16 protein-coding genes are annotated in these 20,331 nt (G+C 71.7%); 6 read left to right on the forward strand and 10 right to left on the reverse strand.

Annotated features, from left to right (window positions below; genetic code table 11):
• The first annotated feature begins 35 nt into the window (after nucleotides 1-35).
• Nucleotides 36-1,442 carry an FAD-dependent monooxygenase gene (locus tag ACLJQZ_RS28795; RefSeq protein WP_410623008.1) on the forward strand — a complete coding sequence of 469 codons (1,407 nt, stop codon included), beginning with the start codon at nucleotides 36-38 and terminating at the stop codon, nucleotides 1,440-1,442.
• 108 nt (nucleotides 1,443-1,550) lie between these two features.
• Here the strand turns inward: ACLJQZ_RS28795 and ACLJQZ_RS28800 are convergent, their stop codons facing one another.
• The 3 genes from ACLJQZ_RS28800 to ACLJQZ_RS28810 form a co-directional block, all read right to left on the reverse strand.
• Nucleotides 1,551-2,483 (reverse strand): CHAD domain-containing protein, encoded by a 933-nt coding sequence (locus ACLJQZ_RS28800; RefSeq protein WP_410623009.1) that lies wholly within the window; start codon nucleotides 2,481-2,483, stop codon nucleotides 1,551-1,553.
• A 100-nt stretch (nucleotides 2,484-2,583) separates the two neighbouring features.
• Nucleotides 2,584-3,573, reverse strand: coding sequence for a 2,3,4,5-tetrahydropyridine-2,6-dicarboxylate N-succinyltransferase (dapD, locus tag ACLJQZ_RS28805; protein ID WP_410623010.1), 990 nt, complete (start codon nucleotides 3,571-3,573; stop codon nucleotides 2,584-2,586).
• Between the two features lie 28 nt (nucleotides 3,574-3,601).
• Nucleotides 3,602-4,009, reverse strand: a complete 408-nt coding sequence (locus tag ACLJQZ_RS28810) for a hypothetical protein (RefSeq protein WP_410623167.1) — start codon at nucleotides 4,007-4,009, stop codon at nucleotides 3,602-3,604.
• 56 nt (nucleotides 4,010-4,065) lie between these two features.
• Between ACLJQZ_RS28810 and dapE the strand changes: the two genes are divergently transcribed.
• Both dapE and ACLJQZ_RS28820 read left to right on the forward strand, forming a co-directional pair.
• Nucleotides 4,066-5,136, forward strand: coding sequence for a succinyl-diaminopimelate desuccinylase (gene dapE / locus ACLJQZ_RS28815; protein WP_410623011.1), 1,071 nt, complete (start codon nucleotides 4,066-4,068; stop codon nucleotides 5,134-5,136).
• 214 nt (nucleotides 5,137-5,350) lie between these two features.
• Nucleotides 5,351-6,163: a DUF3152 domain-containing protein gene (locus ACLJQZ_RS28820; protein ID WP_410623012.1), complete on the forward strand. Its 813-nt coding sequence runs from the start codon at nucleotides 5,351-5,353 to the stop codon at nucleotides 6,161-6,163.
• A gap of 60 nt (nucleotides 6,164-6,223) precedes the next feature.
• Here ACLJQZ_RS28820 and ACLJQZ_RS28825 read toward each other — a convergent pair whose 3' ends face one another.
• The 6 genes from ACLJQZ_RS28825 to ACLJQZ_RS28850 all read right to left on the reverse strand — a co-directional run bounded on the left by ACLJQZ_RS28825 (nucleotide 6,224) and on the right by ACLJQZ_RS28850 (nucleotide 16,956).
• A complete protein-coding gene (locus ACLJQZ_RS28825) occupies nucleotides 6,224-7,276 on the reverse strand; it encodes a chitinase (RefSeq protein ID WP_410623013.1) in 1,053 nt (350 codons plus the stop codon).
• A gap of 142 nt (nucleotides 7,277-7,418) precedes the next feature.
• On the reverse strand, nucleotides 7,419-9,026 hold the full coding sequence (locus ACLJQZ_RS28830; protein ID WP_410623014.1) for a M28 family peptidase: 1,608 nt from the start codon (nucleotides 9,024-9,026) through the stop codon (nucleotides 7,419-7,421).
• Nucleotides 9,027-9,122: 96 nt separating this feature from the next.
• Nucleotides 9,123-11,387: a M4 family metallopeptidase gene (locus ACLJQZ_RS28835; protein ID WP_410623015.1), complete on the reverse strand. Its 2,265-nt coding sequence runs from the start codon at nucleotides 11,385-11,387 to the stop codon at nucleotides 9,123-9,125.
• A 338-nt stretch (nucleotides 11,388-11,725) separates the two neighbouring features.
• Nucleotides 11,726-13,000, reverse strand: a complete 1,275-nt coding sequence (locus tag ACLJQZ_RS28840) for a helix-turn-helix domain-containing protein (protein WP_410623016.1) — start codon at nucleotides 12,998-13,000, stop codon at nucleotides 11,726-11,728.
• An 82-nt stretch (nucleotides 13,001-13,082) separates the two neighbouring features.
• Nucleotides 13,083-15,155, reverse strand: coding sequence for a M4 family metallopeptidase (locus ACLJQZ_RS28845; RefSeq protein ID WP_410623017.1), 2,073 nt, complete (start codon nucleotides 15,153-15,155; stop codon nucleotides 13,083-13,085).
• Between the two features lie 508 nt (nucleotides 15,156-15,663).
• Nucleotides 15,664-16,956, reverse strand: coding sequence for a tetratricopeptide repeat protein (locus ACLJQZ_RS28850; protein WP_410623018.1), 1,293 nt, complete (start codon nucleotides 16,954-16,956; stop codon nucleotides 15,664-15,666).
• A 382-nt stretch (nucleotides 16,957-17,338) separates the two neighbouring features.
• Between ACLJQZ_RS28850 and ACLJQZ_RS28855 the strand changes: the two genes are divergently transcribed.
• Entirely contained in the window at nucleotides 17,339-18,124 is a 786-nt protein-coding gene (locus ACLJQZ_RS28855; protein WP_247061002.1) for a TIGR00730 family Rossman fold protein, read from the forward strand.
• Nucleotides 18,124-18,708: a TIGR00730 family Rossman fold protein gene (locus ACLJQZ_RS28860; RefSeq protein ID WP_410623019.1), complete on the forward strand. Its 585-nt coding sequence runs from the start codon at nucleotides 18,124-18,126 to the stop codon at nucleotides 18,706-18,708. The genes ACLJQZ_RS28855 and ACLJQZ_RS28860 overlap by 1 nt, the downstream gene beginning before the upstream one ends.
• On the opposite strand, the gene ACLJQZ_RS28865 is transcribed toward ACLJQZ_RS28860, so the two are convergent.
• A complete protein-coding gene (locus ACLJQZ_RS28865) occupies nucleotides 18,657-19,544 on the reverse strand; it encodes a LysR family transcriptional regulator (protein WP_410623020.1) in 888 nt (295 codons plus the stop codon). The genes ACLJQZ_RS28860 and ACLJQZ_RS28865 overlap by 52 nt on opposite strands.
• A gap of 70 nt (nucleotides 19,545-19,614) precedes the next feature.
• Between ACLJQZ_RS28865 and ACLJQZ_RS28870 the strand changes: the two genes are divergently transcribed.
• Nucleotides 19,615-20,331, forward strand: coding sequence for an SDR family NAD(P)-dependent oxidoreductase (locus ACLJQZ_RS28870; RefSeq protein WP_410623021.1), 717 nt, complete (start codon nucleotides 19,615-19,617; stop codon nucleotides 20,329-20,331).

Raw genomic sequence — 20,331 nt, forward strand, 5'->3', positions numbered from 1 at the left:
AGATTCACTGAATGCCAATTCACTGGGAGGATGACATGGACACCACGGTGCTGATCGCGGGGGCGGGGCCGACCGGGCTGACGCTGGGCATCGAACTGGCGCGGCGCGACGTCGCCGTGCGGATCATCGACAAGGCCGAGACGTTCTTCGTCGGCTCACGCGGCGACGGCCTGCAGCCGCGCACCCTGGAGGTCTTCGAGGACCTCGGCGTGCTCGACGCCGTGCTCGCGCAGGGCGCCGCGCCGGTGCCGATGAAGATCCACCTCGGCGGCGAGGTCGTCGGCGAGCGGATGATGTTCGACCCGGTCGAGCCGACGCCGGCGAAGCCGTACCCGACCGGCTGGTTCCTCGGCCAGTCGCAGACCGAGGGCATCCTGCGCGACCGGCTCGCCGAGTTCGGCGTCCGCGTCGAACTGGCCACCGCGCTGACCGGCTTCGAGCAGGACGCCGACGGCGTCACGGCCACGCTGAGCACGGGCGAGACGGTCCGCGCGGAGTACCTGGTGGGGGCCGACGGCGGCAAGAGCTTCGTGCGCAAGGCGCTGGGGATCGCGTTCGAGGGCAGCACGGACGAGTCGATCCGGATGCTGCTCGGCGACGTCCGGGCGGAGGGTCTCGACCGCGGCTACGGCCACTGGTTCGCGACGCCCGAGAACCCGATGAGCGGCATGATGTTCAGCCCGCTGCCGGGCACGCCGCACTTCCAGTTCGGCTCGCCGCTCGGCGACGGCGACGTGGACGTCGAGACGGCGCTGCCCGCGATCCAGGCCCGCCTCGACGCGCTGACCGGCGGCGGCGTCGTGCTGTCCGACCTGGCCTGGTCGACGGTCTGGCGGCCGAACATCCGGCTCGCGGCGCGCTTCCGCGACGGCCGGGTCTTCCTGGCCGGCGACGCGGCGCACGTCCACCCGCCGACCGGCGGCCAGGGCCTCAACACCGGCGTCCAGGACGGCTACAACCTCGGCTGGAAGCTGGCCGACGGCTCCCCGGAGCTGCTCGACAGCTACGAGGTGGAGCGCCGGACCGTCGCGGCGCGGGTGCTGGGCGTCTCGACGGGGCTGCTGCAGAAGTACAAGGACGGCGACGAGGACGCCCACAAGCGCGGCGAGGACACCCAGCAGCTGGACATCACCTACCGCGGCGGCCCGCTGTCCCCGGCCGGCACGGGTGCGCTGCGGCCGGGCGACCGCGCCCCGGACGCCCCGCTGACCGACGCCAACGGCAAGCGCGTCCGCCTGTTCGAGCTGTTCCGCGGCCCGCACGCGACAGAACTGACCTTCGGCGACGCCCCTTCGGACGGCTACCGCATCCTGCCCGCTGGAAGCGTGGCAACGGGCACGGACCTGGTCGACGACGGCGGCCACGCGTACGCGGCCTACGAGGCCGAGGGCGGCAGCACGGTGCTGATCCGCCCGGACAACTACGTCTGGTCGATCTCCTGACAAAACCGTCCCTTTTCGACCGTTCGCCCGTCCCGAAGACGTCACTTTCCCTAGGAAAGATGCGTCTCGGGGGCCCGAAGCCGCATCTTTCCTAGGGAAAGTGACGGGTCAGGCGTGGAGGGCCTTGGCGGCGGCGTCGACGGCTTCCCAGGAGGCTCGCCACGTCGCGCGGGCCTCGGCTCGGCGGGTCAGCTCGCGCTCGGCGATGCGGCCGGCCACGAAGCCGATCGCGCTGTCGCCGGTGTCCAGGACCGTGCGCATGCGCTCGGCCGCGAGCACCGCGTCCTGGTGGTCGCCCAGCACCGTCTGGAAGTCCTTCGTGGTCGTCAGCAGCGCCTTGATCCGCTTGGCCTGCTTCTTCTTCGCCGACGTCTGGGCCAGCTCGGCGGCGTAACGCAGCTTCTTGCCGTGGATGCGCAGGGCGTGCAGGTCGTCGTCCGGCGGGTCGGCCGGCAGCGCGCGCACGGCCTTGGCGAGCTTGCGGTGCGGCTTGGCCAGCCCGGCGATCAGGTCGCGCCGCGGAACGTCCACAGTGGACGGCGTCGCCCGCGTCAGCAGGCTGACCTCGCGCAGCAGCGTCGAGTACCGGGCGCTGGACAGCGCCCGGGTGAGCCGCCCCTTCGCCGTCGCGCGCTCGGAGACGAACCGGGACACCAGCTGCCGGCCGGCGGGCTGGTCGCGGACCTCGAAGTCGGCGATGACCTCGCGCAGGTGCTCGATCAGGACGTCGTGGTCGCGCACCTCGCCGAGTGACTGGCCGAGCCAGCCCAGCTCGGCCCGCACCGGCTCGGCGCCGTCGCCGACCAGCTCACCCGAGAGCTTCAGCACGCTGCGCATCCGCCGTAGGGCGACGCGCATCTGGTGCAGGTCCTCGGGATCGGCGCCGGAGCGCGTGCCGGGCTCGTGCGCGAGCAGCGCGCGGATCTCCCGGTCGAGCTTGGCGCGCACGTGGTGGACCGCCGGATCCGCCGGCCGGGCCTCGACCGGGACGTCGGGCAGCCCCAGCTCGGCCGGGGTGTGGGGCAACGATTCGGTGGTCACCAGATGAATGGTAGGTGAACAATCCGACGTCATCCAAAAAGCCGTGAAGGCCCCCTTGCCGGCTGTAATCGCCGGTAAGGGGGCCTTCACGGCTTTTGTCTCAGTTGGCGTGCAGCATCGCGTTCAGCTCGACGCCGGAGCCCGCTCGCGCGACGACCTCGACCGCGCCGGTACCGGAGTTGCGCCGGAAGACCGCGTTCGAGACGCCGTTGAGCTCGCGGGCCTTGACGACCTTGCCGTCCACGAGGACCTTCGTGCCCGCCGTGACGTACAGCCCGGCTTCGACGACCGTGTCGTCGCCCAGGGAGATGCCGATGCCGCCGTTCGCGCCGATCAGGCAGCGCTCGCCCAGCGAGATCGTCTCCTTGCCGCCGCCCGAGAGCGTCCCCATGATCGACGCGCCGCCGCCGACGTCGGAGCCGTCGCCGACCACCACGCCGGCCGAGATCCGGCCCTCGACCATGGACGCGCCGAGCGTGCCGGCGTTGAAGTTCACGAAGCCCTCGTGCATCACGGTCGTGCCGCTGGCCAGGTGGGCGCCGAGGCGGACGCGGTCCGCGTCGCCGATCCGGATGCCGGCCGGCATCACGTAGTCGACCATCCGCGGGAACTTGTCGACGCTGTAGACGGTCACCGCGCCGCGCGCCCGCAGCCGCAACCGGGTCGCCTCGAAGCCGTCGACCGGGCACGGGCCGTGGTTGGTCCACACGACGTTCGCCAGCAGGCCGAACAGGCCGTCGAGGTTCTGGCCGTGCGGGCGCACCAGCCGGTGCGAGAGCAGGTGCAGTCGCAGGTAGACGTCGTGGGTGCCGGCCGGCGCGTCGGCCAGCTTGCCGATCGTCGTGCGGACGGCGACGACCTCGACCCCGCGGTCGGTGTCCGGGCCCAGCAGCGCCGCGGCGGCCTCGCCGAGCACCTCGGTGGCCTCTTCGACGCTCAGGACGTCGGTGCCGGAGGTGGTGGACGCGCCGGTCTCGGTCAGCTTGGGCTGCGGGTACCAGGTGTCGAGGACCGTCCCGTCGGTCGCGACGGTGGCCAGCCCGACGCCGGTGGCGCCGGTCGTTTCGGGGTTCGGGGTCTGCTCGCTCACGGCCCCAACCGTAGTGGAGTGACCTGGGTCAACCCTCTGTGGGCCGGGCGTCGACCTGCTTCTTCAGCCCCGAAAGGGCGGCGGCGATGTCGACCAGCGCCTGCGTGCAGGGCCCGCCCGGGTCCGCGACCGTGGTGCAGCCGGTGCTCCGGAACGTGCTGACGGCCCGCTCGAGCCCGGCCGCCTCGGTGACCAGCTGCGGGTCCTTGTCGCCGGCGCGCTTGCGGGCCGAGCCGGGGACGCTGCCGAGCTCCGTGACGTACTTCTCGCAGCCCTTCGGCAGCTGGGTCCGCGGGCTGGCGTAACACTGGTCGGCGGTCAGCGCGGCCAGCTTCGTCGGGAGCGCGTCCGGCCCGGGAGCGCCGCCCTGCTTCGGCGTCGGTCCGGCCTCGTTGCCGCAGCCGGACAGGACGAGGACCAGCAACGCGCCGCCCACAGCGACCGGGAACCTACGCACCCACCCACCGTAGCCCTGCCGGTACCGTGCCGGGCATGCGCCTTGACCTGCACGCCGACCTCGTCGACCTCACCGCCGCCCTGGTGGACGTCTTCAGCGTCTCCGGCAGCGAGGCCGAGCTCGCGACGCTGGTGCGGGAGGCGCTGCTGAAGCAGGCACCGCACCTCGAGGTCGTCCGCAACGGTGACGCCGTCCTGGCGCGGACCCACCTCGGCCGCGGGTCGCGGGTCGTGCTCGCCGGGCACCTGGACACCGTGCCGGAGAACGGCAACCGGCCGTCGCGGCGCGAGGGCAGCGGCGACGACGAGACCCTGCACGGCCTCGGCACGGTCGACATGAAGAGCGGCGACGCGGTGTTCCTGCACCTCGCCGCGACGCTCCCGGAGCCGAAGCACGACATCACGTTCGTCTTCTACGACAACGAAGAGATCGAAGCGGTCAAGAACGGCCTCGGCCGGATCGAGCGCGAGCTGCCGGAGTGGCTGGCCGGGGACCTGGCGATCGTCGGCGAGCCGTCCAACGGCGTCATCGAGGCCGGCTGTCAGGGCACCATGCGCGTCGAGCTGCGCTTCACCGGCACCCGCGCGCACACGGCGCGGGCGTGGATGGGGGAGAACGCGATCCACGCGCTCGCCGAGCCGCTGCGCCGGCTGGCCGGGTACACGCCGCGCATCGTCGACATCGACGGCCTGACCTACCGCGAGGGCCTGCAGGCGACGGCGATCCGCGGCGGCGTCGCCGGGAACGTCGTGCCGGACGAAGCCGTCCTGACGGTGAACCACCGCTTCGCCCCGGACCGCGACCCGGCGGCGGCGGAGAAGCACCTGCGCGAGGTCTTCGCGGGCTTCGAACTGTCCGTTGTGGACCTTTCGCCGGGTGCGCTGCCGGGCCTGTCCGCCCCGGCGGCGGCCGAGCTGGTCGCGGCGGCGGGCGGCCAGGCGGCGGCGAAGCTGGGCTGGACCGACGTCGCCCGCTTCGCGGCCCTGGGCATGCCGGCGGTGAACTTCGGCCCGGGCGACCCGACGCTGGCGCACACCCAGCAGGAGAACGTCCGCACGGCGGAGATCCGCCAGGTCGCCGACGTGCTGCGCAAGTTCCTGGGCTGAGGACTCAAGCGCCCCAATGTGGCGTTGGGTGCGTTGGACGCACCGAACGCCACATTGGGTGCGTTGGACGCACCCAACGCCACATTGGGGCGTAGTGGCCGTGGTCACGCCCGAAGGCCCTGAACTGCGGTGAAGCTCTACAGTCGCGCGAGCTTGCAACCTTTCCCCGGTGCGAGCCGTATCCACTGGTGACACCGCCTGTTGGGGAGGACCCATGCCGAAAACCGCCGCGAGACGAGCCGCGGCCGTCGCCGTGCTCGCCCTGGCGGTCGTCGGTGCCGTGACCGCCTGTGAAGGCCAGCCCGTCGCGGCGCCCGCGGCCGGGCCCGTGGTCATGGCCATCGCGGACGCGACGTCCGTGCCGCCCCCGCCCGCCGAACAACCCGCGCAGCAGCCGCAACCGCAGATCCAGGCGCAGACCGTCCTGATCACCTTCCCGCAGACCGGGTCGGGTCAGTGGATGTTCACCCCGGGCAGCGACCAGGTGGCCGGGACGCAAGGCCGGCTGATGCGGTACCGGATCGCGCTGGAGACCGACATCGACGGCGTCGGGCCCGCCGAGTTCGCGAAGGACATCCGGACCATCCTCGGCGACCCGCGCGGCTGGACCGGCGGCGGCGAGTGGCGGCTGCAGCAGGTCGGCCCGGACGACAGCGCCGACTTCACGATCTACCTGGCCACCCCGGCCAGCCGCGACCGGCTCTGCGGCGGCACCGCGGACGGCTACACGTCGTGCCGCAACGGCAGCAACGTCGTGCTCAACGTCGCCCGCTGGGCCAACGCCGTCCCGGACTACGGCGCCCCGCTCGCGTTGTACCGCCAGTACATGGTCACGCACGAGACCGGGCACCGGCTGGGCCAGGGCCACGAACTGTGCCCCGGCACGGGAAAGCCGGCGCCGGTGATGGAGCAGCAGACGCTCGGCCTGCACGGCTGCGTCCCGAACCCCTGGCCCTTCCCGAACGGCCGCTCCTACGCCGGCCCGTCGGGCGAGTACAACGACCCCATCCCCGCCGGCGACTCGTAAAGCCGTGAAGGCCTCCTTACCGGCCATAAGAGCCGGTAAGGAGGCCTTCACGGCTTTGGACTAGCGGCCCTGCAGGGACTTGACGTTGTTGCCGAACGTCCAGGCCTTCGAGCCGTCCCAGTTCAGGGACCACGTCATCAGGCCCTTCAGGCTCGGGATCGCGCGCCACGCCTGGGAAACCAGGCTCGTCGACATGTAGCCGCCGCCCGCGCCGGGCTGCGCGGGCAGGCCCGGGACCTGCTTGTCGTAGGGCACCTTGATCGTGGTGCCCTGGACGACCAGGCCCTGGTTGAGGCAGTTGGTCTGCGCGGTGAAGCCCTGCACGGTCCCGGCCTGGTACGAGTCGCCGGCGCAGCCGTACATCGAGCCGTTGTAGTACTGCATGTTCAGCCACCACAGGCGGCCGTTGTCCGCGTACTTCTTGACGATCGGCAGGTACGCGCCCCAGATCGAGCCGTACGTGATGCTGCCGCCGGTGACGTAAGCGGTCTCCGGCGCCATCGTCAGCCCGAAGTTCGACGGCATCTGCGCGAGCACGCCGTCGATGATGCGGATCAGGTTCGACTGCGACGCCGAGAGCGTCTTGATGTTGCCGTTGCCGGTGAGACCGGTCTCGATGTCGATGTCTATGCCGTCGAAGTTGTACGCCTTCAGGATCGGCACGATCGTGGCGACGAACTTGTCGGCGACGGCCGACGACGAGAGGTCGATCCCGGCCGCCGCGCCGCCGATGGACATCAGGAGCGTCGAGCCGGCGGCCTTGGCCGCGCACATCTCGGCGGGCGTGGAGACCTTGACGCCGGCGTCCATCCCGTTCTCCCACAGCACCGTGCCGTCGGAGCGGATCACCGGGAACGCGGCGTTGATGACGTTGTAGCCGTGCTGCGCGATGCGGCTGTCGGTGATGGGCACCCAGCCCAGTCCGGGGTGGACGCCGTTCGCGGCGCCGTCCCAGTTCTCCCAATAGCCTTGCAGGACCTTGCCCGCGGGACGCGACTTCACCGCGCACGTGTCGGCCTGCACCGCCCCCTGCGCGGGGGCCGACACGAGCAGCGGGACAGCCAGCGCTGCCGCCAGAAGGGTTCCGAAAAAGCGGGTTCTCCGACCGGACATACCGGCTCCCATCTTCGATGAAGCGAACGCGGCGTGTCCGCTCAAGATAGGTGCCGCCGGGAACCGCTGACTACCTACGATCGGGTGGTCTAGACAAATTACGCTCCGGGGCGCCCTCGCGGCGAGGGCGCCCCGGAAACACTCAGACGGTCAGCGTCCAGGAGGACAGGTAACCGGTGTCGGCCGGGCCGACGTCACGCAGCTGCAGCTTCCACGCGCCGTTCGCGGCCTCCGAAGAGGCGTTGACGGTGTAGGTGGTGTCGAGGTTCGCCGTCGAGTCGCTGCTGGAGCTCTTCAGGCGGTACGACGAACCGTCCGGCGCGACCAGGTCGATGACCAGGTCACCGCGGTAGGTGTGGGTGATGTGCACCTCGACCTTGGTGGTGCCGGACGCGTTGCGCGCGCAGCCGCCGACGGTCGCGGTGCTGCTCACCGCGGCACCCGGGTAATCGGGGATGTTCAGCTGGGTCCCGTTGGTGACCGGCGCGCACGACGACGTGCTGCCGACACCCAGCGAGAACGCCGCCGTGTGGTCGACGCTCGCGCCGTCGGCGGTCACGGTGATCGGGAACGTCCCGGTCGGGGTGCTCGACGTGGTCGCGATGGTCAGCGTCGAGGAGCCGCCCGACTGCACGGTGGCCGGGCTGAACGACGCCGTCGCGCCCGCGGGCAGGCCGGACGCCGTCAGCGCGATCGACTGGGCCGAGCCGGACGTCGTCGTGGTGCTCACGGCGACCTGGAGCGACTGTCCGGGTTGGACGGTCCCGGCGGTCGGGTTCAGGCTCACCGAGAAGTCGTTGCCCTGCGGCGCGGCGACGGCCAGCTTCCACAGCGCGTACCCGATGGCGTCGGAGTTCTTCTCCAGCGGCGCGTCCGGGATGTTCGACGTCGTGTCGCACGCGCGGTGGTAGCAGTTGTCGAACGCCGCACCCGCGGTGCCGCCCCACTTCTGGGCCTGCGCCGAGCTCTTGATGTCGCCGGCGCCGGTGGCCAGGCCGCCGACCGGGATGCCCGCGCTCTTGAACGACGCGTGGTCGGACCGGCCGTCACCCTCGCTGTCCCCCTCGGTCTGGATGCCGATCGAGGAAAAGTACTCGTCGAAGATCGCCTTGACCGAAGCGACGTCGTCGTAGACGAAGTAGCCCCAGTTCTTGGAGCCGATCATGTCGAAGTTGAGGTAGGTCTTGATCTTCGTGCGCTCGGCGCTCGGCAGGTTGTTGACGTAGTACTTCGAGCCGACCAGGCCGGACTCCTCATCGGCCCACCAGGCGAAGCGGACGCGCTTGGCCATCGCCGGGTTGGTGCGGGCCAGCGTCAGCGCGGTCTCGAGGATCGACGCGCTGCCGGAGCCGTTGTCGTTGATGCCGGGCCCGGCGCTCACGCTGTCGAGGTGCGCGCCGAGCATGATGACCTGGCTCGCGTCGCCCTGAGGCCACTCCGCGATCAGGTTCTGCGACTGCCCGATGCAGCTGGTGCAGGTCTGCCGGGTCGTCGTGTACCCGGCGTTCTTCAGCAGGTTTTCCACGTAGGTCACGGAAGCCGCGTACCCGGCGCCGCGTGGGGAGCGCGTGCCGCCGTTGTTGTTCGCGATGGTCTGCAGCTGGTTGAGGTGGGTCTTGATGTTGGCCAGCGAGATGTCCGGCGCCGCGAGCGCGGTGACCGGCGCGGCGGTAGCCGCGGGCGCTGTCACGACCCCTAACACGGCGGCCAGGGCGGTGACCCCGGCGCCGAGCTTCGTCTTCCATTTCATGACGGTGAGTTCCTTCGGTGGGGGTGGGGGAGAACCGCCGTGAAGGACTCCTTACCGGCCATAAGAGCCGGTAAGGAGTCCTTCACGGACTTGGGACTAGACGGTCAACGTCCAGGAGGACAGGTAACCGGTGTCGGCCGGGCCGACGTCGCGGATCTGGAGCTTCCACGCACCGTTCGCGACCTCCGAAGAGGCGTTGACGGTGTAGGTCGTGTTGATGTTGGGCGTCGAGGAGGAGCTGGAGCTCTTCAGCCGGTACGAGGAGCCGTCCGGCGCGACGAGGTCGAGCACCAGGTCACCGCTGTAGGTGTGCGTGATGTGCACCTCGACCTTGGTGGTCGCGGACGCGTTGCGCGCGCAGCCGGCCACGGTGTTCGTGCTGCTGACCGCGGCACCCGGGTAGTCCGGGATGTTCAGCTGGGTCCCGTTGGTCACCGGCGCGCACGACCCGGTGGTACCGACGGTGAGCGAGAACGAAGCCGTGTGGTCGGTGCTGGCCCCGTCCGCGGTGATGGTGATCGGGAAGCTGCCGGTCGGGGTGGACGACGTCGTCGCGATGGTCAGCGTCGAGGAACCGCCGGACTGGACGGTGGCCGGGCTGAACGTCGCGGTCGCGCCGGCGGGCAGGCCGGACGCGGACAGCGTGATCGACTGCGCCGCGCCGGAGGTGATCGCGGTGCTGACGGTCGTGGTGGCCGAGCCGCCCGGCTGCACGGAACCCGAAGCCGGGTTCAGCGCGACGGAGAAGTCCGGCCCGCCGCCGGTGCACGAGGCCGGCTCACCGGTCGCGGCGGTGACGGAGACGGCGTCCCAGGCGGTCTTGGTGGCGTTGAACTCGGTGCAGCTGCCCGGGTAGAGCGCGATCGCGGCTTCGAGGGTCGCCTTGCGGGCGGCCTTGTGGTTCCACGACGACGTCTTCTTCAGCAGGCCGTTGTAGAAGATCTTGCCGGCCTTCTGGATGCCGAGCCCGGTGACCGAGGAGCTGTTGCAGGTCGGGCTGTTCGGCTTGCCGCCACCGGGCGCGGAGCCCTCGGCGAGCAGGTAGAACCAGTGGTTCTGCGGGCCGGCCGCCGCGTGCACCTCGGTGCTCGGGATCGACGACGAGTAGCAGTTCGGGTCGCCGACCAGCGACGGCTGGTACATGTAGCGGATCGGGCCCTGGCCGACCAGGTTGACACCCTCGCCGACCTGGTAGTCCGGGACGTCCTTCGGGTTGTTGGCGTACGCCTCGGTCAGCGCGCCGAAGATGTCACCGGTCGACTCGTTCATCCCGCCGTTCTCGTTGCCGGAACCGGCACCGCCCGGGGTGAACTGGAAGACGCCGTGGCCGAACTCGTGGCCGACGACGTCCATCGAGGTGGCCTGGCGCTGGTTGTCCTGCGAGTGCCCGAAGTGGGTCGAGGAGCCGTTCCAGTAGGCGTTGACGTCGGCGAGGCCGACCGAAGCCGGGTAGCCGGTGCCGCTGCCGTTGATGCCGTTGCGGCCCAGCCACTCGCTGAGCATCTTCCACTCGGTCTGCACGCTGTAGAGGACGTCGACGCAGCCGGTTTCGAGGTCCGTGCCGGTGCCGTTGCCCCACGCGTTGTCGGGGCCGCTGTAGACGGCGCCGCCCTCGCGGCCGCAGCTGATGCCGGTGCGGCCCGGGTCGCGCATCGTGTAGGTGCTGCCGGACTGCGTGGTGTCGATCGAGACGTTGCCGACGTAGTAGCTGTTGCCGGTGCCGGCGACGTTCACCGTGCCCGGCTGAGCCTGGGTGCGGGCTCCGGAGGCGAACGTCTTGACGTCGTCCCGCTTGTCGAGGATCGCGCCGGTGGCGGCGTCGACGAACACGTGCAGGTTGCTCGGCGCGCTCGCGGTGCGCCCGGCGACGACGACCTCGTAGGCCAGCTTCGGCGTCGCCCCGGCCAGCACGACCTTCTCCGGCGTGCTCACACTGTCCACAGTGGCCAGTTGAGCGCGCGCGGTGGCGGCGGCCTTCGCGGCGTCGAGCCCGGCCTGGGTCCCGACGGTGATCGCCGCGGTCTCGGCCGCGCTGGTGCCGCGGACGCGCCCGGCGCCGTCGGCCACGACCACCGCGTCCCCGCCCACGACCCGCAGGCCCTGGTAGGTCCGCTGGTAGGCGCCGTAGAAGAGGCCTCCGCCACCGGCGGTCAGGCCGACGCGCCGGAACGCCTCGGCCGGGCCGCGCTTGAGGGCGTCGAGCCCGCTCGCGGCGGCCTGGTCGGCGGCCCGGGCGGCCGCCGCTTCGGGAGCGGCGGGTTGTGCTTGCTGAGCCGCGTTCGCCGGGGTCACCGGCAAAGCGAGCGTCATGGCGAGCCCGGCGGCGGCCGCCAAGCCCGTTCTGAACCCACGATGGGTCATCGAGGTGTTTCCTTCCATGCAGGCACGACGGTTCGCCCGGGCACGCGAAAACAGGGCGACCGGATCAGGGGGTACGGGGAACGTGTCCGGGGGCCTAACTGCAGGTATGCGTCCGGACGCATCCGAGTAAAGGATCAGGGGCCGGGGGCGTCAATGGGCCGAACGGACCAACGGCGCGTTCCGGATTCATGGGTCAATTCGTACAAACCCGCCTGCAACTGGGGATTCTTCCCGGCGGGTGCCCCGGAACGACTTTCGTAGGGATTGTCCCGGACACCATCCGAACGCCGGATGGGTGTCGATCACCGAGAATCGTTAGTATTGCTCAGGAATCGTGCTCAGTCGGTTTCCGCGCCCAGCGCGATCAGGCCGTTGCGCAGCACGTCGGCCGCTTCTTCCTGACGGCCGGTCTCGCCGAGGAGTTCGCTGAGCGGACGCAGCGCGCGCACGAGCACCCCGCGCGCCCCGAGCCCGGTGGCCAGTTCGACCGCCGCCCGCAGGTCTTCGGCCGCGCGCCGCTCGTCACCCCGCGCTCGCGCGAGGGAACCCAGCTGCAGCCGCAGCTCCGCCGCCAGCGCCGTGCCCGCCACGACGGCCGGGCGGATCTGGTCCAGCAACGCGGCCGCCGTCTCCAGCCGGCCCGCCGCGAGGTACTCCCCGGCCAGCTCGACCGTGATCGCCGGGACGTCGTCCGGCCAGGCCGTCTCCCGCGCCGCGCCGAGGTCGGCCAGCGCGCCCTCGACGTCACCCCGGCGGCCGCGGACCCGGGCCCTGGCCAGCAGACAGTGCGCCATCGCCGGGTGCAGCGCCCGCTCCTGCATCAGGTCGTAGGCCGCGGCGATCGACGCCGCCGCGTCGGCGAACCGGTCCGCGGCCAGGTGGCTGCGGCACACCTCGACGTGACTGCGGGTCAGCTCGGCCAGCACCGCCGGCCCGCCCCGGGTGAGGCGCAACGCCGCGTCGGCGTACTCCGAAGCCCGCTCCAGATCGCCCTGACGCAGGTGCCGCTCGGCCAGGCAGGCCCGCAACGTCAGCAGCATCGACGGCTGCGGGTAGCCGTCGCGCAGCAGCTCCGCGTGGCAGGTTTCCAGCAGGTGCAACGAATACTGCGCCTCGCCCCAGTCGCTGAGCACGGCCGCGCGCAGCGGCGCCACCATCGCCCGCACCGGCGGCGGCTCGCTCGCCAGCGCGGTTTCGGCCTCCGCGACGTACTTCGTGCGCGCCTCGCCCCGGGAGTAACCGGCCAGCCACAGCAGCGCGATGCCTTCCTGCCGCGGCCGTTCGAGGCGTTCGGCGCGCCGCCGGAGGCGCTGCATCCGCGGCGTCGCGCGGCGGGCGTCACCGAGCAGGAACCGTTCCGCCGTCTCGATGAGCTCGATGTCCAGCTCGAGCAGCTCACGCGGGGAGCTGCCGCCGAGGAGCTCGTCGGGCTCGATCCCGAGCTGCTGTGCGAAGAACCGCAGCGCGTCACCCGACGGTGTTCGCGCGCCCGTCTCGACCGACGAGACGTACGCCGCGGAGTACTGCGGTCCGGCGAGCTGCCGCTGGGTGAGCCCGCGCTCGGTGCGCAGTTCACGCAGGCGCTCGCCGACGGTCTCGCCGCTCACGCTCACGCGGTTCGCCTTTCCACTGGTACAGGATATGCCCGGAAGCCGCGCGGCGGCGGGGGAGTCACCCGCCGCCGCGCGGCGGGTATCAGCAGGCGCCGGCGTCGCTCCAGACGGCCCACGACCCGGGCGCGCCCGGCTCGGCCCCGGTCGAGTACCAGGTGGACGTCCACTTGTGACTGTTGTGGCCCACGACGTCGTTGGGCACGTACGCCTTCGCGGAGTCCCACTCGGCGAGGCCGGAGCAGCCGGTCGGCGGGGTGCCGGTGCCGACCGTGAGCGAGAACTGCGCGGTGTGGTCGGCGTCGGTGCCGTCACCGGTGACCGTCACCTGGCTGGTGCCGTTCGGGGTGGTGGCCGCGGTGGTGATGGTCAGCGTCGCCGTGCCGCCGGACTGGACGCTCGCCGGGCTGAACGTCGCTTTGGCGCCGTCCGGGAGGCCGGTGGCCTGCAGCTGCACGGTCTGCGCACTGCCCGCGGTGACCCGGGTGGTCACCGTGGTCGACGCGGACTGTCCGGGTTGGACGGACGCCGACGTCGGCGACAGCGTCAGCGAGTAGTCGTTGCCGGCCGGCGGGGTGCCGGTGCAGGTCGGCTCACCGCTGGCGGCGGTGACGGAGACGGCGTCCCAGGCGGCCTTGGTGGCGTTGAACTCGGTGCAGCTGCCCGGGTACAGCGCGATCGCGGCTTCGAGGGTCGCCTTGCGGGCGGCCTTGTGGTTCCAGGAGGACGTCTTCTTCAGGAGTGCGTTGTAGAAGATCTTGCCGGCCTTCTGGATGCCGATGCCGGTGATGCTGGAGCCGTTGCACGTCGGGCTCGCCGGGGACGCGTTGCTGCCCTGGGAGAGCAGGTAGAACCAGTGGTTCTGCGGGCCCGCGGCGGCGTGCACCTCGGTGCTGGGGATCGAGGACGAGTAGCAGTTCGGGTCGCCGACCAGCGACGGGTTGTACATGTAGCGGATCGGGCCCTGGCCGACGAGGTTCACGCCCTCGCCGACGACGAAGTCCGGCGTGTCCTTCGGGTTGTTGGCGTAGGCCTCGGTGAGCGCGCCGAAGATGTCGCCGGTCGACTCGTTCATGCCGCCGTTCTCGTTGCCCGAACCGGCACCGCCCGGCGTGGTCTGGAAGACCGCGTGGCCGAACTCGTGGCCCACGACGTCCATCGGCGTGGCCTGGCGCTGGTTGTCCTGGGAGTGCCCGAAGTGCGTCGAGGAGCCGTCCCAGTAGGCGTTGACGTCGTTGAGGCCGACGCTCGCGCGGAAGCCGCCGCCGGCCCCGTCGATGCCGTTGCGGCCGAGCCAGTCGCCCAGCATCTTCCACTCGGACTGCACGCTGTAGAGCGTGTCGACGCAGCCGGTTTCGAGGTCGGTGCCGGAGCCGTTGCCCCAGCTGTTGGTGCTCTTCGTGAAGATCGCGCCGCCCTCGCGGCCGCAGGCGATGCCGCGGCGGCCCGGGTCGGTCATCGAGTAGGAGCTGCCGGAGCCGGACGTGTCGATCGAGACCTGGCCGGCGTAGTAGGAGTTGCCGGTGCCCGCGACGGCCGCCGTGTTCGTCGTCGCGCCCTTGCCCGGACCGGCGAGGGTGCGGACGTCGTCACGGGAGTCGAGGACCGCGCCGGTGGCCGCGTCGACGAAGACGTGGAGGCGGGTGGGCGTGGCCGCGTTGTGGCCGCTGACGACGACTTCGTAGGCGAGCTTCGGGGCGTCCCCGGCGAGCACGACCAGCTGCGGGGCGCTCGTGGAGTCCACCCGGGACACCCTGGCCTTGGCGATGCTGCTCGCCTTGTCGGTGCCGAGCGTGGCTTTGGTGGACACGCTGATGGGCGCGGTCTTGGCGGCGTCGGTCGCGCGGACGCGCCCGGCCCCGTCGGCGACGACGACCGCGTCCCCGCCGACGACCGGCAGGCCGTGGTAGGTGCGCTGGTAGGAGGCGTAGAAGAGGCCGCCGCCACCGGGGGTGACGCCGGTGCGCACGAACGCTTCGCTCGGGCCCTTGGCCAGCTGGTCGACGCCGTTGAGCGCGGCCTGGTCGGCGGCGACCGCGGCGAGCGCCTCGGGGTTCTGGGCCGGGGCTTGAGCGGTTGCCGCGGCGGCCGGGATCGCCGGCAGCGCAAAGGTCAGGGTCAGGCCGGCGATCGCCGCCAGCCCTCGTGGGGATCTCATGGGGAACCTTTCCGGTGGGACTCGGGGAGACCGTGCGCCCGGCCGGGTCGCGATGTGTCCGCCGGAATAACTGGTGTTATGGCGCCGGACGCATCCGAGTAAAGGTTCCACCGGCCTGCCGGTCAATGGGCCGAACGGCCCAGTGCCCTCTGGGAAAGATCACGCCGTTCCGCGCAAATCCCCAGGCAACGGCCGGTATCACCGACTGGTCTGAACCAATTCACTTACTTTCGTAGGAACTTGCGTTTCGGCCCGGATTCCCGGACCGCCACCCCCAGTGGTCCACACCACTCGCCGTGTCGACCCCCAATCACGCGAGTTCCGTCCCCGGACACGCGAGTTACGGCCCTGATCACGTGAGACCCGTGCCGGAGCACGCCAAGCCGGTCGACCGGACTCGGGAGGGCCGTGTGACCGGGGCCGCCATCCGCGTGATCGGGCGCGGGACTCGCGTGACGGGAGTCGTAACTCGCGTGATCAGGGGCGGAAGTCGCTCCTGGAGGGTCGGTCAAGTCGGGGTGTCGGTTACCTCGGCGGAGTCGAGGCCGCGGTGGTAGGCCGCGATGGCGTCGTCGAGATGACCACGTTGTCGTAGGACGTCTCCCAGCCGCAGGGACGTCGAAACCGCCGCCGCGTGCAGGGACGCCCGGGTCTGGATTTCCAGCGCCTCCCGGAGGAGGCGGGTGGCGGCGGGCAGGTCGCCTTGGGCCTGGGCGATCTGGCCCAGCAGGCCCGTCGCCTCGCCGAGCGTCTCGACGTCCTGGGTGAGCAGCGGAAGCACCGCATCGACCAGCGACGACGCCTCGGCGAGCGCGCCCTGGCGCAGCCGGACCTCGGCCAGCTCGATCGTCGCGCCCGCGACGCCCTCCTCCGAACCGATCGCCGCGAGCTGGTCGCGGGCCGCCGTCAGCTCCGCGCGCGCCTCCGCCAGCCGGCCCAGACGGCGCAGCAGGTAGCCGCGGGCCCAGCGGCAGCGGGCCGCGTCGCGGTCGAAGCCGACCGACGCGAACAGCCGCGACGCCTCGATCAGGTCCTGCTCCGCCCGGTCGGCCTCGCCGATCGCTTGCCACACCTGCGACGCCTGCCGGTGGAACCGCGCCACGAAGTCCGGCCGCGTGGCCGACCGGATCAGCCGACGTCCGTCCAGCGCCGCCCGGCGCGCCCGGTGCAGGCCGCCCATCTCCATCAGCGGGTGGATCAACGCGCTGAGCAGGCACAACTCGGCGTCCGGGTCGCCCGCCAGAACGCCGAGAGCCTCCTCGACGCGGGCGATCGCCGCGCCGGCGTCGCCGGTCAGGTAGCGGCAGCCGGACCAGCGGTGCACGATCATCGCCCGCAGCCACGGCGGCGCCGCGGCCGCCAGCTCCTCGGCGTGCTCCAGCGCCGCCTGCGCGCCCTCGACGTCGAACAGCTGCCACTTCACCTCGGCCTGGCAGAACCGCGCGTAGCACTCGACGTCGGCGAGGTGGTAGCCCGCGGCCTGCTGGCCGACCGAAGCGAAGCGCGCCTCCGCGAGAGCGACGCGGCCCTGCTCCAGGTCCCGGTAGCCCTCGTCCAGCGCGTCCCGCAGGTCCGCGGCGACGCCCGGGGGCCGCCCGAACCGCAGCTCGTCGACGGTCAGGCCGAGCCGCCGCGCGAGGTAGGCCAGCATCTCCTCCGACGGCGGCCGGCTGCCGGTCTCGACCTTCGCCAGGAAACCCCGGTCGTACCCGGGCTCGGCCAGCTCGCGCTGCGTCCAGCCGCGGTCGGCACGCAGCCGCCGGATCCGCGTGCCGAGCGGTTCGGCGGGGGCCCTGGTCATCGTCCCACGGTAGGTCATCGCCGTGGACAGCGCGGAAACGGACATCTCGTCGGACCGGGCCGGCCGGGACGTCGGCACCCGCGTCGACCAGGCCGGTGCCGACGTCGACGCGTCCGGCCGCAACTGTCCACTTTGGAGCGCCGGGGCGGCGGTGACCTCACCGGACCTTCGAAAGTGCGCGGTCGTGAATGGACCCGACGGCGCGGATCTGCCGTTCCCCGCGGGCCCGAAGGAATGCACTCGTCCGGATGAATCCTTCGACGGCCAGGGATCCCGCCACGCCGACGACCTGAGTTCACGGCCCAGTAACGAGCCGGTCATCGACTTCGCCTCCACGGCGCCGCTCGCATTTTCACTGGCGGGGAGGTCGTAGCATGGGGAAGTGAGCGAACAGTCTGAATTCCCCGACGGCCAGTACCCCGAGCGTCCGGTCGAGCGCCAGAAGGGCCCCGTGGTCCTGCGCGGCGACCGCCGTGACCAGGGCAGCACGACCGACCAGCGGCTGCTCGACTCGCGCGGGCCCAGCGACTGGGTGCACACCGACCCGTGGCGCGTGCTGCGGATCCAGGCCGAGTTCGTCGAGGGTTTCGGCGCGCTCGCCGAGGTCCCGCGCGCGGTCACGGTGTTCGGCTCGGCGCGCACCAAGCGCGACCACCCGGAGTACGAGCTCGGCCGCAAGATCGGCGCCGCGCTGGCCAACGCCGGGTTCGCCGTGATGACCGGCGGCGGCCCGGGCGCGATGGAGGCCGTCAACCGCGGCGCGGCCGAGGCCGGCGGCTTCTCCGTCGGGCTCGGCATCGAGCTGCCGTTCGAGCAGGGCCTGAACCCGTGGGTCGACCTCGGCGTCAACTTCCGCTACTTCTTCGCCCGCAAGACGATGTTCATCAAGTATTCGCAGGCCTTCATCTGCCTGCCCGGCGGCTTCGGCACGCTCGACGAGCTGTTCGAGGCGCTGACGCTGGTGCAGACGAAGAAGGTCACGAAGTTCCCGGTCGTGCTGTTCGGCAGCGAGTACTGGGGCGGGCTCTACGACTGGATCGCCAAGACCGTGCAGGCCGAGGGCAAGGTCAGCGCGCACGATCTGAACCTGCTGCACGTCACCGACGACATCGACGACGCCGTCAGCGTGGTGCAGAACTCCTACCAGGCATGGGAGGACACCCACTGATGAGCCGGATCTGTGTCTTCTGCGGGTCGTCGATGGGCTTCTCGCCGCGCTACGCCGAGCAGGCGGCGGCGCTCGGCAAGCTGCTGGCCCAGCGCGGCATCGGGCTGGTCTACGGCGGCGCGAGCGTCGGCACCATGGGCGTGGTCGCCGACGCGGCGCTCGCCGCGGGCGGCGAGGTGATCGGCGTGATCCCGGAGGCGCTCTCGAGCGTCGAGATCTCGCACGCGGGGCTCTCGGAACTGCACGTCGTGAAGGACATGCACAAGCGCAAGGCCAAGATGGCGGCCCTGTCGGACGGCTTCCTCGCCCTGCCCGGCGGCGCCGGGACGCTGGAGGAGCTGTTCGAGGTCTGGACGTGGGCCCAGCTCGGCCTGCACGGCAAGCCGATCGGCCTGGTCGACGTCGACGGCTACTACGCCCCGCTGCTCACCTTCGCCGACCACATGGTGACGGAAGGGTTCGTCAAGGCGGACTACCGCCAGCTGCTGCTGACCGACCCGGACCCGGCCGTGCTGCTCGACAAGTTCGCGACCTACGAACCGCCGGCCCCACCGAAGTGGGCCGCGGGACCGCCCGGAATCTGAGCGCTCACGGCTTCGGTGCTCGCCCGGACGAACGCGGCCACGGCCCGCGACCGCGTCCGGTCGGGCCAGGCCAGCATGATCGAGCTCTGCGGCGCGTCGAGCACCGGCACGCACACGACGTCCGCCCAGGCGTGCCGCCGGACCGACGCCGGGAGCACGGCGACCGCCTGGCCCAGCGCGATCAGCTGCATCAGCTGCCCGGAGTCCCGCACCTCGGGGCCGCTCGTCGTCTTGTCCGTCCCCGGCCAGCGGGGGAACGGCTCGCCGTCGAGGTCGGCGAGCACCAGGGCGCTGCGACAGGCCAGCCGGTGGCGGCGGTGCAGGACCGCCACCTGGTCCTGGGTCAGCAGCAGCTCGGTGTCGAACCCGGCGAGGTCGTCGTGCGCCGGGTGCACGAACGCGAGGTCGACGCGCCCGTCGCGCAGCATCGGCGTCTGCTCGCCGATCCCGCAGACGACCACCTCGACCTCGACGGCGTCCGGGTCCTGCCGGTACCGGGGCAGGATCCGCTCGAGCAGGCCGGCGTCACCGTCGGGTTTCGTCGCCACGAGCAGCTTCGGGACGGCCTCGCCGGCCCGCTGCGCCCGGCGCACCGCGGCGGCGACGGCGTCGAGCGCTTTGTGGCTCTCCACAAGGAAAACCGCGCCGGCGGCGGTCAGCGTCACCCCGCGGCTGGTGCGTTCCAGCAGCGTCACGCCCAGCCGCCGTTCGAGCTGCTGGATGGCGCGCGACAGCGGCGGCTGCGCCATGCCGAGCCGCTGGGCCGCGCGGCCGAAGTGCCGTTCCTCGGCGACGGCCACGAAGTAGGCGAGCTCCCGCGTTTCCGGTTGCTGCATACCCGCAGGGTATCGGCCGATGCGAATCCGGTGTTGGCTCGAAGCGGCCGCGCGCTGGTGTGCTGGGGTCATGAACGAAATCACTCTGGTCACCGGCGCGAACAAGGGCATCGGCCGCGAGATCGCCGACAGGCTCGCCGCACTCGGGCACACCGTCGTCGTCGGCGCCCGCAGCGCCGCTCTCGGCGAGCAGGCGGCCGCGGAGATCGGCGGCTCGTCGGTGGTGCTCGACGTGACCGACCCGGCTTCGGTCGCCGCGGCCGCGGCCGCGATCGACGCCCGCTACGGCCGGCTCGACGTCCTGGTCAACAACGCGGCCGTCGCCGTACCGGCGGGCTCCGACCTGGCGAGCCAGCGCCCCAGCACGGCCGACCTCGACGTCCTGCGCGCGATCTTCGAGACGAACCTCTTCGGCGTCGTCAGCGTGACGAACGCCCTGCTGCCGCTGCTGCGCCGGTCGGCCGCACCGCGCATCGTCAACGTCTCCAGCAGCGGCGCGTCGCTGGCCCGCAACGCCGACCCGGCCAGCGAACTCCCGATCTCGGCGGGGTACACGCCGTCGAAGACCGCCCTGACGTCGTTGACGCTGCAGTACGCCAGGGACCTGCGCCCGGAAGGGATCCTGGTCAACGCCGTCTGCCCCGGCCACTGCGCGACGGACCTGAACCGCCACTCGGGCCCCCGGACGGCGGCGCAGGGCGCGGAGTCGGCGGTCCTGATGGCGACGATCCCGAAGGACGGCCCCACAGGCACCTTCGTCGACGAAGAGGGCCCGGCGCCCTGGTGA

The organism is Amycolatopsis sp. cmx-8-4 (genome assembly GCF_046548675.1).
In the GTDB taxonomy this organism is placed as follows: domain Bacteria; phylum Actinomycetota; class Actinomycetes; order Mycobacteriales; family Pseudonocardiaceae; genus Amycolatopsis.

Excerpts from the sequence above, each read along its gene's own strand:
- ACLJQZ_RS28795 (WP_410623008.1), top strand. The coding sequence starts at position 36 with ATGGACACCACGGTGCTGATCGCGGGGGCGGGGCCGACCGGGCTGACG.
- dapE (WP_410623011.1), top strand. The coding sequence starts at position 4,066 with ATGCGCCTTGACCTGCACGCCGACCTCGTCGACCTCACCGCCGCCCTG.
- ACLJQZ_RS28820 (WP_410623012.1), top strand. The coding sequence starts at position 5,351 with ATGCCGAAAACCGCCGCGAGACGAGCCGCGGCCGTCGCCGTGCTCGCC.
- ACLJQZ_RS28825 (WP_410623013.1), bottom strand. The coding sequence starts at position 7,276 with ATGTCCGGTCGGAGAACCCGCTTTTTCGGAACCCTTCTGGCGGCAGCG.
- ACLJQZ_RS28830 (WP_410623014.1), bottom strand. The coding sequence starts at position 9,026 with ATGAAATGGAAGACGAAGCTCGGCGCCGGGGTCACCGCCCTGGCCGCC.
- ACLJQZ_RS28835 (WP_410623015.1), bottom strand. The coding sequence starts at position 11,387 with ATGACCCATCGTGGGTTCAGAACGGGCTTGGCGGCCGCCGCCGGGCTC.
- ACLJQZ_RS28845 (WP_410623017.1), bottom strand. The coding sequence starts at position 15,155 with ATGAGATCCCCACGAGGGCTGGCGGCGATCGCCGGCCTGACCCTGACC.
- ACLJQZ_RS28850 (WP_410623018.1), bottom strand. The coding sequence starts at position 16,956 with ATGACCAGGGCCCCCGCCGAACCGCTCGGCACGCGGATCCGGCGGCTG.
- ACLJQZ_RS28860 (WP_410623019.1), top strand. The coding sequence starts at position 18,124 with ATGAGCCGGATCTGTGTCTTCTGCGGGTCGTCGATGGGCTTCTCGCCG.
- ACLJQZ_RS28865 (WP_410623020.1), bottom strand. The coding sequence starts at position 19,544 with ATGCAGCAACCGGAAACGCGGGAGCTCGCCTACTTCGTGGCCGTCGCC.
- ACLJQZ_RS28870 (WP_410623021.1), top strand. The coding sequence starts at position 19,615 with ATGAACGAAATCACTCTGGTCACCGGCGCGAACAAGGGCATCGGCCGC.